The organism is Streptomyces sp. ADI95-16 (assembly GCF_003721495.1).
In the GTDB taxonomy this organism is placed as follows: Bacteria; Actinomycetota; Actinomycetes; order Streptomycetales; family Streptomycetaceae; genus Streptomyces; species Streptomyces goshikiensis.
On sequence record NZ_CP033581.1, the window covers coordinates 1,935,544 to 1,951,588 of the forward strand.

Below are 16,045 nucleotides of genomic sequence, written 5' to 3' on the forward strand. Positions count from 1 at the left end.
GCGTCAGGCGCGTGATACTTCGTCACGTGCGTCCAACGCGGAGATGATGGTGCGGAATTCACCGACCAGGGGGTGGTCGGGATGGGCTTCGGCGAATATGCGTTCGCCGCACAGAGCGGCCATTTCCGGCGCGTAGGGGAGGATTCCGGCCAGGGGTGCGTCGTACGCCGCCTCGGCGCGCCGGCCGACCTCGTCCCGGTCGACCCCTGCCGGGGCCATGCTCATGACCAGGGCGCGCCGGCAGGGCAGCCGCCCGGCCAGGGCGAGCGTCTCCTCGACCCCGGAGAGGTCGATGCGGTCCGCCCGCGCCAGGATCATCAGGACGTCGGCGCTGGCCATGGCCGTCACCGACTCGTTGTTGAGCCCGGCGTGCGTGTCCAGCAGCAGCACATCGAGCGCGAGGTGCCGCGACAGCCGGTCGAACCCCTCCGGCAGCAGCCCCACGTCGTACCCGGTGGACATGAGCTCCCGCAGGGCGGCCGTCCCGGTCCGGGCCGGTACGACGTACAGCCCGGGCGCGCCGGCCTGCTGGGCCGCCGCCTCGATCTCGCAGCGGCCGAGCAGGTAGTCGGCCAGCGAGAAGCCCGGCTCCAGCCGGAACAGCAGGTCCAGGGTGGGCGAGTGGATGTCGGTGTCGACCACCCCCACCCGGCGCCCCCCGGCCGCGATCAGCAGCGCGAGGTTCGCCAGCACCGAGGACTTCCCGGTGCCGCCGCGGTGCGAGTGCACCACGATGGTCCGGGTCATCTACGCCACCACCCGGTGGTCCGCGCCGTCCGCGCGCGGCCCCCGCGCCGCGCGTGGCCGGTGCAGGGCCAGCATGGTGACGTCGTCGTGCTGTTCGGCGGTGCCGGTGTGCTCGCGCACCGCCAGGTCGATCCGGTCGACCACGTCCTTGCCGCTCACCGGGGGGCCGGCGAGCAGGTCCAGCATCCGTTCGTCACCGAGGAAGCTGCCGCCCGGGCAGCGGGCCTCGGGGACCCCGTCCGTGAACACGAAGAGGGTGTCCCCGGGATCGAGCTGGGCGTAGCCGAGGGTGTAGACGCAGTCGGGCAGGACCCCCACGGCCGGGCCGGTGACGTCCAGCGGGACCGGGTCGCTGCCGTCGGCGCGCAGCAGCAGCGGCGGGTTGTGGCCGCCGTTGATGTAGACGAGGCTGCCGGTGACCGGGTCGAGCACCCCGAAGAACAGGGTGGCGAAGTAGCCCTGCCGCAGGTGGTTGCGGGTGAGGTAGCCGTTGGTCGCGGTGACCGCGTTGAGCAGCGGAGTGGCGCCGACGACCGGAGTGCGCCGGCCGCCGCCGGCCCGGCCGGCCGCCATCAGGTGCTGGAGGCCGCTGTTCTCGGCGGTGTGCCGCAGCAGGGAGCGGATGAGCGCCATGAACAGCGCCGCTCCGACCCCCTTGTCGCAGACGTCGGCGACGACGACCGCGAGCCGTCGGCCGCGGGAGATCTCGAAGACGTCGTAGAAGTCCCCGGCGACCTGCCGGGCCGGCCGGAAGCGTACGTCGATCTCCCACCCGTCCGGGACCGGCAGCGATTCGGGCAGGAAACCGGCCTGGATCTCCCGGCCGATCTCCAGTTCCTTCTCGTACCCCATGAGCTCGGCCCGGGCGTCGGCCTCCCGCAGGGTGCGGCCGAGTCCGGCGCGCTCCGAGCAGCTGTGCAGCCGGGCCCCGACCAGGGCGGGCAGGAAGGGCGGTACGAGGTAGTCGTGGCCGAGCCGGACGTGCTCCTCCAGGGCGGCGAACCCGGCCACGGTCCAGACGACCACGATGGGTGCCCCGGCCCGGTGGCGCAGCCGGCGCACGGCCGTGCGGACCGACTCGCCGTCGGACTCGGCGGGGACGAGCAGCACGTCGGCGACGGGCAGCTCCTCCGTATCGCCGTACATCAGGTCGGGCAGGGTGCGGGTGACGAGTTCCGCGTCCATCGTCCGCAGTGCGTCGTACAGCTGCGGCGGCGGGGGCGGGTACTCGTCGAGGATGATCACGGTCGTGGAGGGCATGGGTCCGTCCCCTCAGCCTTCACAGTCAGCGTGCTGATGTTGCGGCCGTCCCTGCGGGTGTAGCTGAATTCGTCCACGCTGGTCAGCGCCAGGTGGATGCCGAGACCGCCGACCCTGCGCCGCTCCGGGGGGAGCCCGGGGACGGGGGGCAGGCAGCCCTCGACGGGGTCGAAGGCGGGTGCGGTGTCCTCGATCGTGATCCGCACCCCGCCGGGACCGGAACGGCCCCGGACGGTGATCCGTCCGTCGCCGCCCCGGTACCCGTGCATCACGATGTTCGTGGCCAGCTCGTCCACGGCCAGCCGGATCCGGTACGCGGCGCCCTTGTCGAGGCCCGCCCCCCTGGCCAGCCGAAGGACGAACGCGGCGATGTCGCCCAGTGCCCCCACCGTGGCGGGCACGTCCAGCGCGGCGGGCGTCCTCGCCAGTTCGACCATCTCACTCACCGGTGTCAGTCATCGGAGAGCAGGATGCTGCGGTCCAGCCCGGCCGTCCGGATGGTCCGGGACACGGGCTCGATGGCGCCGACCACCTTGATGGTCACGTGGTCCGCCACCTTCTGCTGGGCGAAGACCAGGGAGCGCAGTCCGGCGCTGGCCATGTAGCCGACGCCGGCCATCCGGATCTCCACGGTGCTCGTGCCGTGCCCGGCGGCCTTCTCGATCGTCTGGTGGAAGTCCGGCGCGGTCTTGGCGTCCAGCTCGCCCGTCAGCTCGATCACGGTGGTGTCGCCCTCGATGCTCAGGGACACGGAAAGCGGCATGTCAGGTCTCCTTCGGTCAGGGCGTCCCGGTCGTCTCGGGATCGTTCGTGCGGCCCACCAGGATCACGACGGAGCGGGGGCCGATGAGGTACTTTCCGGCGTTGTCCAGCTCCTGCTCCGCCCCGGGGGTGCGGATGTCGTACGGCGCTTCGGCCCCGGTGTCGGCGAACAGGTGCCAGCTCCGTCCGCCCGGGAGGGCGGGCAGTTCCAGGTCGTGCGACTCCCAGTGCGAGTTCATGGCCACGTACACCACGTCGTCGTCCCCGGTGCCGCAGCGGGCCACCGCCAGCAGCCGGCTCTCCGGCGACCAGTCGGGCTGCCAGGCCCGCTCCCCGTGCCAGCTGATGTCGGGCAGCCCGAGGCTGTCCCGGAGCGCTCCGGTGGGGTGCGAGGTGGAGCGCAGCTCGCGGTGGCGACCCCGGAAGGCGATCATCTCCCGGGTGAAGCGGAGCAGTTCGGCGTTGTCGTCGACCTGGTCCCAGTCGAACCAGGACAGCTCGTTGTCCTGGCAGTACGTGTTGTTGTTGCCCTGCTGCGTCCGCGCGACCTCGTCCCCGGCCAGCAGCATCGGGATGCCCTGGCTGGTGAAGAGGATGGCGAGGGCGTTCTTCATCTGCCGCAGCCGCAGCGCGTTGATCCCGGGGTCGTCGGTCGGCCCCTCCGCCCCGCAGTTCCAGCTGGCGTTGTCGTTCCCGCCGTCGTTGTTGCCCTCGCCGTTGGCCTCGTTGTGCTTGTCGTTGTACGAGACCAGGTCGGCCAGGGTGAAACCGTCGTGCGCGGTCAGGAAGTTGACCGACGCCGAGGTGCCTCGGCTGGAGTACAGGTCCGGCGAGCCGGCGATGCGGGTGGCGAGCTCCCCGGTGATCCCGGGGTCGCCCTTGAGGAAGCTGCGCACGGTGTCGCGGTACTTGCCGTTCCACTCCGCCCAGCGGCCGTACGCCGGGAAGTTGCCGACCTCGTAGAGGCCGCCCGCGTCCCACGCCTCGGCGATGAGCTTGGTGTGCCGCAGCACCGGGTCGTAGGCGAGCAGTTCCAGCAGTGGCGGGTTGGGCAGCGGGGTGCCGTCCGCGGACCGGCCGAGGATGGCGGCGAGGTCGAAGCGGAAGCCGTCGATGTGGTAGTCGGCGACCCAGTGGCGCAGGCAGTCGAGCACGTAGTTGCGCACGACGGGGTGGTTGCAGTTGACCGTGTTGCCCGTGCCGCTGAAGTTGAAGTAGTACCCCTCCGGCGTGAGCATGTAGTACGTGGCGTTGTCGAGCCCCTTGAAGGAGATCGTCGGGCCCTGCTCGTTGCCCTCGGCGGTGTGGTTGAAGACGACGTCGAGGATGACCTCGATGCCCGCCGCGTGCAGGTCCTTGATCAGGGTGCGGAACTCGTCACCCTGCATGCCGTAGCGTCCGGTGGCCGCGTAGCCGGCCTTGGGCGCGAAGAAGGAGACGGTGTTGTAGCCCCAGTAGTCGTAGAGCTTCTCGCCGGTCTCCGGGTTGCTGCGCGGGTTGTCGCACTCGTCGAACTCGAACACCGGCAGGAGCTCGACGCAGTTCACACCGAGTTCCTTCAGGTACGGGATCTTCTCCCGCAGCCCCGCGAAGGTGCCGGGGGCGGTGACGCCCGAGGAGGGGTGCCGGGTGAATCCGCGCACGTGGGTCTCGTAGACCACGAGGTCCTCGGCGCGGATGCCCAGCGGGGTGTCGTCGCCCCAGTCGAAGTCCTGGAGGCAGACCCGGGAGCGGTACTGGTAGCCGCGGCTGCGGTCCGGTTCCACGCCCCACACGTCGCGGCCCGCGATGAGCCGCGCGTACGGGTCGGAGAGGACCTGCCGGGCGTCGAAGCGGTGTCCGGAGGCCGGGTCGAAGGGACCGTCGGCCCGGTAGCCGTACTCGATGTTCTCGTGGTCGAGGCCGAAGACCGTCATGGCGAAGACGCTGCCGGTGCGGAATTCCTCGGGGAATTCCAGCTCGGCCATCGGCTCGGGCTCTCCGCGCTTGTAGATGACCAGGGACATGGAGGTGGCCTGGTCGGAGAAGACGGAGAAACTGACCCCGCCGGGGACCACGTTGGCCCCGAAGGGGAAGGGTTTGCCGGCGCGGACGCGGTACCCGCCCACCTCGTGGGTCGGGTACGCGTCGACGCGCAGCACCAGCTCGGACTGGGCCTCGGTCATCGCACGGTCCCCGCCTGGACCTTGGCCTCGGCCGCCGCCGCCTCGCCCGCCTCGAAGAAGTCGAGGAACCCGGTGGCCGACATGACGAACCGGACTTCCTCGCTCACCCCGTAGAGGGTGACGGAGACCCCGGCGTGCTGGGCCTCGCGGTAGACGACGAGCAGGGTGCGCAGCCCCGCGCTGGAGACGTAGGTGACGGCCGTGAGGTCGATGCGCAGCGGCCGGCCCTCGCGCACGAGCGGCAGCAGTGCCTGCAGCATCGATCCGGAGGTCTCGCTGTTGATCTCGCCGGTGGCGACGAGCACGGTGCTCGCCTTGTTCCGGCGCTGCTTCAGGTTGAGAGTCATGATGTTCCCCTCTTCTCGGGGCGCCCCCCGTTGGGCCTTACTTGGTCACCGGCCGCAGCCGGACCTTGACCTTGACCCGTCCCTGGACGTCGGGCAGCCGGACGCTGAGGCCCTGCGCGTCGAAGTCGGTCCACGGCTTCTCGTCGATCTCGACGGACGCGACCTGGACCGAGCCCGCGGGAAGCAGGTCGGGCGAGACGCGCAGCACGCGGTCGGGCAGGTTGGTCGGGTCGGGCTGGAAGTGGAAGTCCATCTCCCGGCCGTTGATGAGCAGGTTGTTGTAGACGGCGGAGAGGTAGCAGAGCTCCGCCGAGTGGTACATGGACATCGAGTGGCTGCCCTTGAGCCGCTCGGTGCCGAGCAGGTACGGCGTACCGCTGGCGAGCACGTTGAAGTAGACGGCACCCTCGTCGTGGTCGAGGAAGAAGGTGTTGTAGAAGGACTGCGCCTGCCGCGCCTCGCGCAGGAAGTCGTCGCCGCCGACGGTGCCGTTCAGGATGAGGTAGGCGAGGATCGCCTGCTCCTGCTGCCACCAGGCCTTTCGGTCGTGCCAAGCGAAACGATACGCCTCCTGGTCGCCCTGCTTGATCCGCTCGACGACGTCGTACCAGCCGCCGCGCTGCACGTCGCTTCCGACGGCCGGCATGATCTCGCCGATCTTCTTGGCGAGGTCCTCGTACGCCGGCTTGGGCTTCAGCGAGTTCATCCGCATCAGGTTCCAGGCGATCTTCAGGTTGTGCCCGACCACCGCGCGGTTCTGCTGCCAGCTGTGCGCGGTGTCGTGCGACCAGTCGCGGAAGAAGCGCTCCTGGACGAAGGGGCTGTTCTTGTAGTCCGGGAACCTGTCCGCGATGGTGTCGAAGGTGTACTCCAGGAAGTCGGCGTAGGTCTGGTCGCCGGTCGCCAGGTACAGGTTGATGAGGTACGCGGGGGCGTGGTCGCCGACCGAGTTCCAGTTCTTGCGCTCGGCGTTCTCGCCGAGGGACTCGTGGTCCGCGCTGAACAGGATCGGGTCGATGTGCGAGTAGTAGCCGCCCTGCTCCGGGTCCTTGAAGAACTTGTCGAACAGCCGGATCGTGGCGTCCGCGTCGTTCTTGATCCGGATGTCACCGGTGACGCGGTACGTCTGGATGGGGCCGGCGAGCGCGTAGATCTGCTCGTACATCGGGATCGCGTCGTAGTCGTCGGAGAACTCCGAGGTGAACAGCTTGCGTTCGGAGTCGCCGTCCACGCTGATGCCGTGGTACCAGAAGACCACGTCCTCCTCGCTGTCCACGACCCGCATGTGCTTGCGCAGGTACTCCGTGCCGCGCTCGGCGACCTCCAGGTACTCGTCCTTGCCGGTCAGCAGGTAGGCCGAGGCCATGCCGTAGACCAGGCGGGAGATCGTGTCGGTCTCCTGGACATGACTGGCGGTCTTGTCACCGCCGAGCCGGACCTCGGTGCGGTACTCGGTGAAGTCCACCGGCCCGTCGCCGAACTGCGCCCGAATGTAGAAGTCGGCCAGCGACTCGATCTGCTTGACCCACCAGCTGCCCTCCTCGAAGCGGTAGTCCTCCGCCCCGCGGCCCAGGAACACCAGGCGCTTGGCGTCGAAACGGCCGCCGTGCTCCGGGTAGTGGACCCCGTAGACGAAGAGGAACCGGCCCGGCGAGAGCATCTCGTCGATGTGCCCGGAGGCGTCGATGTACGGCTCGTCCAGGTTGCGGACCAGCTCGGCGCTCGGGTCGCCGGCCAGCGAGACGTCGAACTCGCGGCCGTCCGAGGTCCTCAGCCGCAGCAGCCGGGTGCCGGAGTCGAAGCGGACGACATAGCCCGCGATGGTGTCGGAGAAGGAGAAGCTCACGGCGTCCGCCATGTCATGCACCGTCCTTATTCTCTGAAGGCGTGCGGTCGTCCTCGAATCCCTGGCTGACCTCGACGATCACCCCGTCGGGATCGCGGACCCACACGGTCCGCCACCCGCAGATGAAGTCGTCGAAGTCCAGCGGCCCCAGGGTCACTTCGGCCGCGTCACCGAGCGATGCCAGGAACGCGTCCACGCTGTCGGTCTGAAAGGCCAGGTGCCGCATCCGGCCGGGCGCCTGCGGCCCGTCCTCGTGCGCCGCGCCCGCGGGGGCGGCGTCGGCCGCGAAGAGCTCCAGGTACGCGTCCCCCTTGCGCAGGAACACGATCCGCGACTCCCCGAGATCGACCACCCGGGCCCGGGAGAAGCCGAAGTACCGGGTGTAGAACTCCTCGGTGGTCTTCTGGTCCGCGCAGTTCAGGCCCACGTGCGACCAGACCATCACCTGCTCCCCGGCGCCGGCCATCAGCCGGTCCCCCGGCCCCGCCCCGCCGCGATCAGCTCGATGATGCGGCGGGCGAACAGGTGGTGGTGCGCGCCGGTGCGGCCGGTGACCAGGTCACCGTCGACCACCACGTCCTCGTCGACGTACTGGGCTCCCATGTTGCGGACGTCACCGATGAGGTTGTTGTGGCACACCACCTTGCGGCCGCGCACCTTCCCCGGGATCGAGGCGGCCAGCCACATGCCGTGGCAGATGATCCCCTTGAGGACCGTCGGCTCCTCGAACGCCCGGCGCAGCAGCTCCGTCGCCGGCGCGAGGACGTCCACGTCCTCCGTGTAGCGCAGCCGGTCGGCCACCATGCCCGAGGGCACGATGATCGCCGCGTACCGGCGCAGCTCCTCGTCGCTCAGCCCCTCCAGGGACCGGCTGGCGGTGAACGGGGCCCGGTACTCGTGCCCCGAGAAGGTGATGGAGTCGTTGCCCCACAGCCGGGTCAGGAAGTCGACCTCGGCGCCCTCCTCGGCGAACCGGTGCTGGTAGTAGAAGATCTCCGGCTCGTAGAAGTCGCTCTCGACCAGGACCGCGATCCGGGTCCCGGACAGCGCGCCCTCGCGCAGTACGGCGTCAGGCACGGGAGGTCCCCCTCAGGAAGTCCGCCGCGCGCTCGGCGATCATCGCGATGGCGGTGTGGCAGTTGCCCGACGGGACGGCGGGCATCACGCTGGCGTCGACGACGCGCAGGTTCCGTACGCCGTGCACCCGCAGCTCCGGGTCGACGACGGAGAGGTCGTCGATGCCCATGCGGCAGGAGCCGGACTGGTGGTGGTAGCTCTCCGACTTCTGCTTCACGAAGGTCCGCAGCTCGTCGTCCGTGACGTGGCCCGGCCCCGGCTGGAGCTCCTGCTTGTACCAGGGCGAGAACGCCGAGGTCGCGAAGAGCTCCCGCGCGGTCTTGACGCCCTGCACCATCCGCTCCAGGTCCCACCGGTCGCCCAGGTAGTTCGGGTGGATCAGCGGGTGGGCCAGCGGATCGGCGCTCGCCAGCCTGATCCAGCCGCGCGAGACGGGACGTACGACACCGGGCAGGATGCTCACCGTGTTGGGGTGGTCCTGGCCGACGATCACGTCGAACGGCACGTGCACGAAGGCGATCTGCAGGTCGGGAGCGGGCAGGCCGGGCCGGGAGGACAGGAATAGAGCGCTCTCGGACAGGTTCTGCGCCGGTGGCGGCAGCTCCTGCGTGACCTCCGCCATCAGCCCGGTCAGGACGTGGTTGTGGAAGTTCTCGCCGACCCCGGGCAGCGCCGCGGTCGGCTTGATGCCGTGCTCGCGCAGCTGCGCGGGCTGCCCGATGCCGGAGAGCAGCAGCAGCTTCGGGGACTCGATCGCCCCGGCCGCCACGATCACCTCCCGGCGGGCCCGTACGGTGTGCGGCCCGGGCTCGCCGGCCGTGTCGCCGACGGTCCGGCCCGGGAACCCGGCGGGCGGCGCCAGCTGGGCGTACTCGACGCCCGTGCAGGTGTCGCCGTCGAAGAGCAGCCGGGTGGTCTGCGCGCTGGTGCGCAGGGTCAGGTTGGAGCGCTCCAGGGCCGGCTCCAGGTAGGCGGCGAGGGTGCCCTGGCGGCGGCCGTCGGCCACGTCGATGTGGTGCCAGCCGGTGCCGAAGAGCCCGCGCCGCGGGCCGTCGGTGTTGAAGTCCTCGATCTCCTCGTGGCCGAGCTCGACGGCCGCGTCGATGAAGGCGCGGGAGACCGGGTTCGGGCCGTGCCGTCCGGCGTGCGTGATGCGCTGCGGGCCGCGGGTGCCGGTGGTGGCGGCGGTCGCGTCCTCCTGGCCCTCCAGCAGGGCGAAGTAGGGCAGGACGTCCTCGTACGCCCAGCCGGCCGCGCCCTGGTAGGCCCAGTTGTCGAAGTCCGAGGCGTGGCCCCGGATGTGCATCATGATGTAGAGGTTGCTGCTGCCGCCGGGGGCCTTGCCGCGCGGTTCGTACGTACGGCGCCCGTCGAGGCCGGGCTGGGGGACGCTGGTGTAGCCCCAGTCGACGGGCCCGCCGAGCAGCTTGTACCAGGAGGACGGGTCGTCCACCTCGGGCGGGATCCGGGAGCCGCCGGCCTCCAGGACCAGGACGGAGACGTCCGGGTCCTCGGAGAGGCGGTTCGCCAGGACGCTGCCGGCGGTGCCGGATCCCACGATGACGTAGTCGTACTCGTCTGTGTCGGTGATGGCCACGATCGGTTTCCCCCTCAGTCCTGGCTCAGCACCTGGAAGGGGACGGTGTCGTGGTAGTTCGCCATGTACGCGATCTTTCCGTCCACGATCCGGAAGAAGTTCATGACCTCGGCCTCGATCGCCTCGCCGGAGGCGCTGACGGCGCTGAGGTGGGAGACGGCAGCGGCCTTCTCGCCGTCGACGATGAAGTGCGCGGGCTCGTTCCGGAAGACCCGGTACATGGTGCCCATGCCCTTCATCATCGAGCGCAGCACCTCCAGGCCCTCGATGTGGCCGGCCAGCTGCTCGTCCATGACCTGGTCGTCGGCGAACAGGTCGCACCAGCGGTCCCAGTCCCCGGCGTTGGCGTATTCGTAGTACTTCTCAAGGATCTGTCGTGCGTCCACAGCGCTCATCGCGCTCCTCCCCCTATCGGTCCCGGCGGGTTCCGTCGGGCGCGAACGGCGCCCAGAACTGGCTGAAGGCGGTCGCCGTGTCCCCGAAGAGACCGTCACGGCCCTCGACGATCCGGCCGTCCCGCCACCGCATGAAGTGGAATACCGGGTAGTCCATCCGCTCGTACGGGGACCGGCTCTCCCGGTCCGCGCCGTCCCGCAGGGCGACGTTGCGGCACACGTCGGCGCTGCAGTCCTCGCCGACCAGGACCGCCTGGATGTCCATCCGGAAGGTGCCGCCCGTGAGCTTGTGGGTCTGGCCCATCAGCTCCAGGAAGGCGTCCAGGCTCTCGTACCAGCCGGCCAGCGGGTGGCTGCCCGGCACCAGCCAGCGCAGGTCCTCGGAGTAGTACCCCAGGATGCGGGCCCGGTCGCCGGAGCCGAGGGCGGCGTAGGCGGCCTCGACGCGCTCGCGCGTCACTTCGGTCATCGTGGCTTCTCCTTCGCCTTCGCAGCCGCTCAGAGCGAGCCGGAACCGGGCATCGGCGCCAGGTCGTTGACGGTGTACTGCTTGATCAGCGGCCCGTCGGGGCCGGCCACCACCGTCCAGGTCTGGTCGGCGTCGAAGCCGAGCCACTCGCTGCGGGCGGCCGGCGGGTCCCAGATCTTGGCCTGCCAGTTGACGATCACCCGGACGATGGCCCGGTCGCCCTCGATGACGGGCTCCACCTTCGTGACCGTGTGCACCTCGTCGAAGAACCGGCTGGTCACGGCCGCGTACCAGCGGCCGAAGCCCTGGTGTCCGAGGAAGGTGTCCTCGGGGACCTTGAACTCCAGGTCCTCGGTGATGAGGGCGAGCACCCGGTCCAGCGGCAGGTGCTGGTCCAGGGCCACGTACCAGTTCTCGGCGAAGCTGCGGATCGCGTCCTCGGTCAGCCGTTCGGCGGGCATGCGGTCTCCTCCTGTCCGTACGGATGTGGTGTGCGGGGCGGATGACGCTGTGCGGGGCGGGTGCCGTGGTGCGGGCGGCGGCGTGCGTCAGATCTGGACGTCCACGAGGAACGGTCCGGGGTGGGCCAGCATCCGGCCCACGGCGGCGACCGCCTCGTCCGGCTTCTCCACGCGGACCCCGTCCGCGCCCAGCGACCGGGCCAGCCCGGCGAAGTCGATCTCGGGGTGGGAGAGGTCGAAGGAGCCCGGGAAGCCGTGCTCGGGGATCTCCCGCTCGCGCCAGTACTGGGCGATGTTGTCGTCGAGCAGCCGGTACTTGCGGTTGTTGCAGACCACGAACTTGGCGTTGATCCCGTGCCGGACCGCGGTCCACAGCGCCTGGTAGGTGTACATCGAGCCGCCGTCTCCCGCGAACCCGACGACGAGCCGGTCCGGATGCGCCAGCTGGGCGCCGACCGCGCCCGGGAAGCCCACGCCCAGCGAGCCGCCCCGGGTCAGGTGGTAGTCGCCGGGCCGCTCGGGCGGCAGGTACTTCGTGACCAGCGGCGAGGTGGTCAGCGCCTCGTCGAAGACGATCAGGTCGCCCCCGGTCCGCTCGGCCAGGGTCCGCAGGAAGACCGCCATCGGCGTGCCGTCCCGCTCGTCCTCCCCGGACCGCAGGGCCAGCGCCCGCTCCCGGGTCCGCGCGTCCAGCCGGGCCGCCGCGGCCGCCCGCCGCGGCGCCGTCAGCCGGCGCTCCAGTACGCCGGCCAGCGCGCGCAGCGCCTGCTTGGGGTCGGCGGCGAGCCCCAGGTCCACCGGGTGGTTCTTGGCGATCTCGTACGCGTTGAGGTCGATGTGGACGACCTTCGCGTCCGCCCGGAAGGGGCTCTCCAGCTCGGGGAACACCTCCGGGAAGACATAGGTGCCGACGATCAGCACCCCGTCGGCGGCGCCCACCAGCTCCTTGCTGTGCGGGCCGAACATGTGGCCCGTCTGGCCCCGGCGCAGCGGGTGCGAGGCCGCGATGTTCACCTCGGAGGAGTCCACCTCGTACACGTCCGCGCCCAGCAGCTCGGCGACGGCGACGAGTTCGCGCTGCGCGCCGGAGAGCGAGACCCCGTCACCGACGAGGACGATCGGCCGCTCGGCGGACGCGAGCAGTGCGGCCGCCCGTCCCACCGAGGCCGGCGAGGGCGCCACGTCCGTGAGCGGCACCGCGGCGGGCAGGACCGGCTCGGAGTTGAGCTCGTCCAGCACGTCCATCGGCAGGGCCACGAACACCGGGCCGCGCGGCGGGGTCAGGGCGATCTTCACGGCCCGGCGGATGGTGCGCAGTACGGAGTGCCGGTCGGTGACCCGGGTCGCGTACTTGGTCACCGGCTTGGCCATCGCCACCAGGTCGGACGCCATCTGCGCGTCCATCGCGTCGTAGCGCACCCCGGCGTCGCCGGCGACGACGACGAGCGGGGTGTGCCCGCGCAGCGACTGGTAGAGCATGCCGATGCCGTTGCCCAGCCCCACTCCGGAGTGCAGTTGGAGCAGGGCCGCTCCGCCGGTGGCCCGGGCGTAGCCGTCGGCGATGCCGGCGGCCACGGTCTCCTGGAGGGCGAGGATGTACGAGAAGTCCCGCGCCGCGTCGACCGCGTCGAGGAATCCCTGTTCCACGGTCCCCGGATTTCCGAACATCACCTTCAGGCCGTCGGCCTTGAACTGCTCGATCAGCCTTTCCCGTCCGGGAGTGGCTTCCATGATTCCCCCTACCACCCGTAACGGGTGAGACCGTCCTCCAGGACTTCCACGATCTTCTGCCCCGTCAGATATGAATCAGGGGTGGAACGGCCGGTCACGAACGGGAAGTCGACGATCACCGAAAGCGGGTGACCGAAATTCCCGTGATACGCGCCGCGCGGCCCGGTGGCATCGCGCAGGATGTACTCCAGCGGATACGGCGGCGGGCCCATGTTGAAGTCGGTGCCGAGGAATCCGGTGCCGTCCTTGTAGTCGTACTCCTTGCAGTGCCCGGTGACGTGCTTGCCCCAGATGATGCTCTTGCGGTCGCCCCAGTCACGGGCGAAGGCCAGGCAGGCCACGCCGTAGCACTCCGCCGCCACGACCTTGCCGGCCTTCTTGAAGGCCAGGATCAGGGCGTGCACGCGCTCGTTGTTCGCGAGGTCGACGATGGGCCCGCTGCCGCCGACGATCAGGATCGCGTCGTAGCCGGCGATGTCGGACTCCAGCTTGTCCAGATCGCGGTGGTACTGCTCCAGCTTGGGCAGATAGCTCTCGTCACTCGTGTACGGACGCTCGGGGACCCACGCCTCGATGTCGAGCGGCGAGTCCAGCCGGCTCGACTGCTCGAACTCCCGCCCCAGCCGGGCGTTCTCCTCGGTGGTGACGGAGCGGCCCAGCGGGGGGTCGACGTAGCTCGCGTCGAGGCTCGGCGGAAGAGCGTGCGCACGCTTTCCGGTCGGTGTGGCGAATACGACTTCATAGCCCCGCTCATCGAACTTGGATACCGGGCCTATCAGTTCTTCGGCCCAGTAACCGTGTTCGGAGACAATGACCAGAATCTTTCTGCTCACAGATTCCTCCAGGCGCCGCCTGTTGTCGTTGGCGTTCCCCACACTGCGTGCGGCCAGGGCCTGCGTCAAAGCGCCCGTATGCGACTTCGTGAGGTAGGAACCCAGGTCACCCGGACACCTCAGGTAGTAGTCCGCGGACCTGAGGAAGTCGGCTCAGGACTTCCTGACTTCGGCCGAATCGGTGAACCATCTCGCGAGTCCCGCCCTATGGTCTGGACGCGTCGTGAATCACTGACGCGAGGGGCAAGAGTGCATGAGGAGAGGGACGGGGACGATGACGATGGACCTGTTGTGCACACACATCGATCAGATACGTCCGGTGAAGCCCGGCACGGAGGGCTGCGAGGAATGCCTGGCCCTCGGGGACAGCTGGGTGCACCTGCGGATGTGCCTCAGCTGCGGGCACGTCGGATGCTGCGACTCGTCGAAGAACCGTCACGCCACCCGGCACTACGGCAGCACCGACCACCCCATCGCGGCCTCGCACGAGCCCGGTGAGGACTGGGCCTGGTGCTACGCCGACAAGCTGATGCTGGACCCGGCGTGAGCGCGGCCCCGGAGAACGCTCCGGCCACCAAGACCGCGACCAAGACCGCCGCCAAGACCGCCGGCCCGGCCACCGCCACGGCGGCCGCCGAGCGGGCCGAGAGCCGCAAGCCCGTCATACTCGCCGTGGACGACGACCCGCAGGTGCTGCGCGCCGTCCGCCGCGACCTGCGCAGCGCCTACGGCGACCGCTACCGGGTGCTCGGCGCCTCCTCGGCCGCCGACGCCCTGAAGATCCTGGACTCGCTCGACGAACGCGGCCACGACCCCGCCCTGTTCCTCGTCGACCAGCGGATGCCCGACGTCACCGGCGTCGAGTTCCTGCTCGAAGCCGTCAGCCGCTTCCCGGACGCCCGCCGCGTGCTCCTGACCGCCTACGCGGAGACGGACGCGGCGATCACGGCCATCAACCGGGTCCGGCTGGACTACTACCTGCTCAAGCCGTGGGACCCGCCGCACGAGCGGCTCTTCCCCGTCCTGGACGACCTGCTGTCGGACTGGCTGGCCACCTACCGCCCCGCGTACGACGGGATCATCGTCGCCGGCCACCTGGTCTCCCCGGGCACCCACGCCGTCCGGGACTTCTTCACCCGCAACGGCCAGCCGTTCCGCTTCCTCAACGTCGAGCGGGACCCCGAGGCGCTGACCCTGATCGCCGCCCAGCCCGACGCGGCGCTCCCGCTCGTCCGCTTCCCGGACGGGGCGGTGCTCTCCGCCCCGACCGACACCCAGCTCGCCCAGCGTCTGGGTCTGGCCACGACCGCCTCCCGCCCGCACTACGAGTGCGTCATCGTCGGAGCGGGACCCGCGGGCCTCGCGGCCGGCGTCTACTCGGCGTCCGAAGGCCTCTCCACCCTCATGCTGGACTCCCGCGCCCCGGGCGGCCAGGCCGGCACGTCCAGCCTGATCGAGAACTACCTCGGGTTCCCGTCGGGCCTCTCGGGCGGGGACCTCACCCGCCGGGCCACCATCCAGGCGTCCCGGTTCGGCGCCGAGATCCTGCACCCGGTGGAGGTGACCTCGCTGACCCGGGACGACCCCGCCAAGATCCTGACGCTGGCGGACGGCACGGAGATCAGCGCGGAGACGGTCCTGCTGGCCACGGGCGTCTCGTACAACCGGCTGGAGGCTCCGGGCGCGGACCGCTTCGAGGGGGCGGGGCTCTACTACGGGGCGGCCACCACCGAGAGCTCGGCCTGCATCTCGCAGCACGTGTTCATCGTCGGCGGCGCCAACTCGGCCGGTCAGGCGGCGGTGCACTTCGCCAAGTACGCGGCCCGCGTGACGATCCTGGTCCGCGCGCGGTCGCTGGACGCGAGCATGTCCCGCTACCTGATCGACGAGATCGACCGCACCCCCAACATCGAGGTCAGGGTCCGCACGACGGTGGTGCGGCTGGACGGTGACGAGCACCTGGAGAAGCTCACCCTCCACAACGCCGACACGGGCGAGGACACCGAGGTCCCGGCCCGCTTCATGTTCACGTTCATCGGCGCGCGTCCGCACACGGACTGGCTGTCGGGCGTCGTGGAGCGCGACGAGTACGGCTTCGTCCTGACCGGCTCCGACCTGATCTCCAACGGCGGCGAGCTCCCGGCCGAGTGGAGCCTCGAACGGGCCCCCTACCCGCTGGAAACGAGCGTCCCCGGCGTCTTCGCGGCCGGTGACGTCCGGGCCCACTCGGTCAAACGGGTGGCTTCCGGCGTGGGCGAGGGCGCCATGGCGGTCTCGCTGATCCACCGCTACCGCTCAATGGGCTGAGAGCGAACAACCGGCCCGGCCGCTTGCGATCACGACGCGAGCGGATGC

At 70.2% G+C, this 16,045-nt stretch carries 17 protein-coding genes; 2 read left to right on the forward strand and 15 right to left on the reverse strand.

What is annotated here, in order from left to right; translation table 11 throughout:
- Positions 1 to 3: 3 nt before the first annotated feature.
- The 15 genes from EES41_RS08215 to EES41_RS08285 all read right to left on the reverse strand — a co-directional run bounded on the left by EES41_RS08215 (position 4) and on the right by EES41_RS08285 (position 13,690).
- The gene (locus EES41_RS08215) at positions 4 to 747 is read right to left on the reverse strand and encodes a MinD/ParA family protein (protein ID WP_123076923.1); all 744 of its coding nucleotides are present in this window, start codon (positions 745 to 747) and stop codon (positions 4 to 6) included.
- Positions 748 to 2,007, reverse strand: a complete 1,260-nt coding sequence (locus EES41_RS08220) for a PP2C family protein-serine/threonine phosphatase (protein ID WP_123076925.1) — start codon at positions 2,005 to 2,007, stop codon at positions 748 to 750.
- The gene (locus EES41_RS08225) at positions 1,989 to 2,444 is read right to left on the reverse strand and encodes an anti-sigma regulatory factor (protein WP_250569174.1); all 456 of its coding nucleotides are present in this window, start codon (positions 2,442 to 2,444) and stop codon (positions 1,989 to 1,991) included. The genes EES41_RS08220 and EES41_RS08225 overlap by 19 nt, the downstream gene beginning before the upstream one ends.
- Positions 2,445 to 2,458: 14 nt before the next feature.
- Positions 2,459 to 2,770 (reverse strand): STAS domain-containing protein, encoded by a 312-nt coding sequence (locus EES41_RS08230; RefSeq protein WP_008740347.1) that lies wholly within the window; start codon positions 2,768 to 2,770, stop codon positions 2,459 to 2,461.
- Positions 2,771 to 2,786: 16 nt separating this feature from the next.
- Complete coding sequence (gene glgX / locus EES41_RS08235; RefSeq protein ID WP_241846219.1) at positions 2,787 to 4,934, reverse strand: glycogen debranching protein GlgX; 2,148 nt, start codon at positions 4,932 to 4,934, stop codon at positions 2,787 to 2,789.
- A complete protein-coding gene (locus EES41_RS08240; protein ID WP_008740349.1) occupies positions 4,931 to 5,281 on the reverse strand; it encodes an STAS domain-containing protein in 351 nt (116 codons plus the stop codon). The genes glgX and EES41_RS08240 overlap by 4 nt, the downstream gene beginning before the upstream one ends.
- Before the next feature lie 37 nt (positions 5,282 to 5,318).
- Positions 5,319 to 7,139, reverse strand: a complete 1,821-nt coding sequence (locus tag EES41_RS08245) for an AGE family epimerase/isomerase (protein WP_123076927.1) — start codon at positions 7,137 to 7,139, stop codon at positions 5,319 to 5,321.
- A gap of 1 nt (position 7,140) precedes the next feature.
- Complete coding sequence (locus EES41_RS08250; protein WP_123076929.1) at positions 7,141 to 7,593, reverse strand: VOC family protein; 453 nt, start codon at positions 7,591 to 7,593, stop codon at positions 7,141 to 7,143.
- On the reverse strand, positions 7,593 to 8,204 hold the full coding sequence (locus EES41_RS08255; protein WP_008740361.1) for a DJ-1/PfpI family protein: 612 nt from the start codon (positions 8,202 to 8,204) through the stop codon (positions 7,593 to 7,595). The genes EES41_RS08250 and EES41_RS08255 overlap by 1 nt, the downstream gene beginning before the upstream one ends.
- On the reverse strand, positions 8,197 to 9,801 hold the full coding sequence (locus tag EES41_RS08260; protein WP_123076931.1) for a GMC family oxidoreductase: 1,605 nt from the start codon (positions 9,799 to 9,801) through the stop codon (positions 8,197 to 8,199). The genes EES41_RS08255 and EES41_RS08260 overlap by 8 nt, the downstream gene beginning before the upstream one ends.
- 14 nt (positions 9,802 to 9,815) lie before the next feature.
- A complete protein-coding gene (locus EES41_RS08265) occupies positions 9,816 to 10,196 on the reverse strand; it encodes a nuclear transport factor 2 family protein (RefSeq protein WP_008740371.1) in 381 nt (126 codons plus the stop codon).
- A gap of 13 nt (positions 10,197 to 10,209) precedes the next feature.
- A complete protein-coding gene (locus EES41_RS08270; RefSeq protein ID WP_254211382.1) occupies positions 10,210 to 10,665 on the reverse strand; it encodes a nuclear transport factor 2 family protein in 456 nt (151 codons plus the stop codon).
- Positions 10,666 to 10,694: 29 nt separating this feature from the next.
- On the reverse strand, positions 10,695 to 11,126 hold the full coding sequence (locus EES41_RS08275; RefSeq protein ID WP_073778896.1) for a nuclear transport factor 2 family protein: 432 nt from the start codon (positions 11,124 to 11,126) through the stop codon (positions 10,695 to 10,697).
- An 87-nt stretch (positions 11,127 to 11,213) separates the two neighbouring features.
- Positions 11,214 to 12,857, reverse strand: coding sequence for a thiamine pyrophosphate-binding protein (locus EES41_RS08280; protein ID WP_123076935.1), 1,644 nt, complete (start codon positions 12,855 to 12,857; stop codon positions 11,214 to 11,216).
- Positions 12,858 to 12,865: 8 nt separating this feature from the next.
- On the reverse strand, positions 12,866 to 13,690 hold the full coding sequence (locus EES41_RS08285; RefSeq protein WP_123076937.1) for a type 1 glutamine amidotransferase domain-containing protein: 825 nt from the start codon (positions 13,688 to 13,690) through the stop codon (positions 12,866 to 12,868).
- 280 nt (positions 13,691 to 13,970) lie between these two features.
- Between EES41_RS08285 and EES41_RS08290 the strand changes: the two genes are divergently transcribed.
- Both EES41_RS08290 and EES41_RS08295 read left to right on the forward strand, forming a co-directional pair.
- The gene (locus EES41_RS08290) at positions 13,971 to 14,237 is read left to right on the forward strand and encodes a UBP-type zinc finger domain-containing protein (RefSeq protein WP_037792351.1); all 267 of its coding nucleotides are present in this window, start codon (positions 13,971 to 13,973) and stop codon (positions 14,235 to 14,237) included.
- A 125-nt stretch (positions 14,238 to 14,362) separates the two neighbouring features.
- Positions 14,363 to 15,997 carry an FAD-dependent oxidoreductase gene (locus EES41_RS08295; RefSeq protein WP_254211740.1) on the forward strand — a complete coding sequence of 545 codons (1,635 nt, stop codon included), beginning with the start codon at positions 14,363 to 14,365 and terminating at the stop codon, positions 15,995 to 15,997.
- The last annotated feature ends 48 nt before the right edge of the window (positions 15,998 to 16,045 follow it).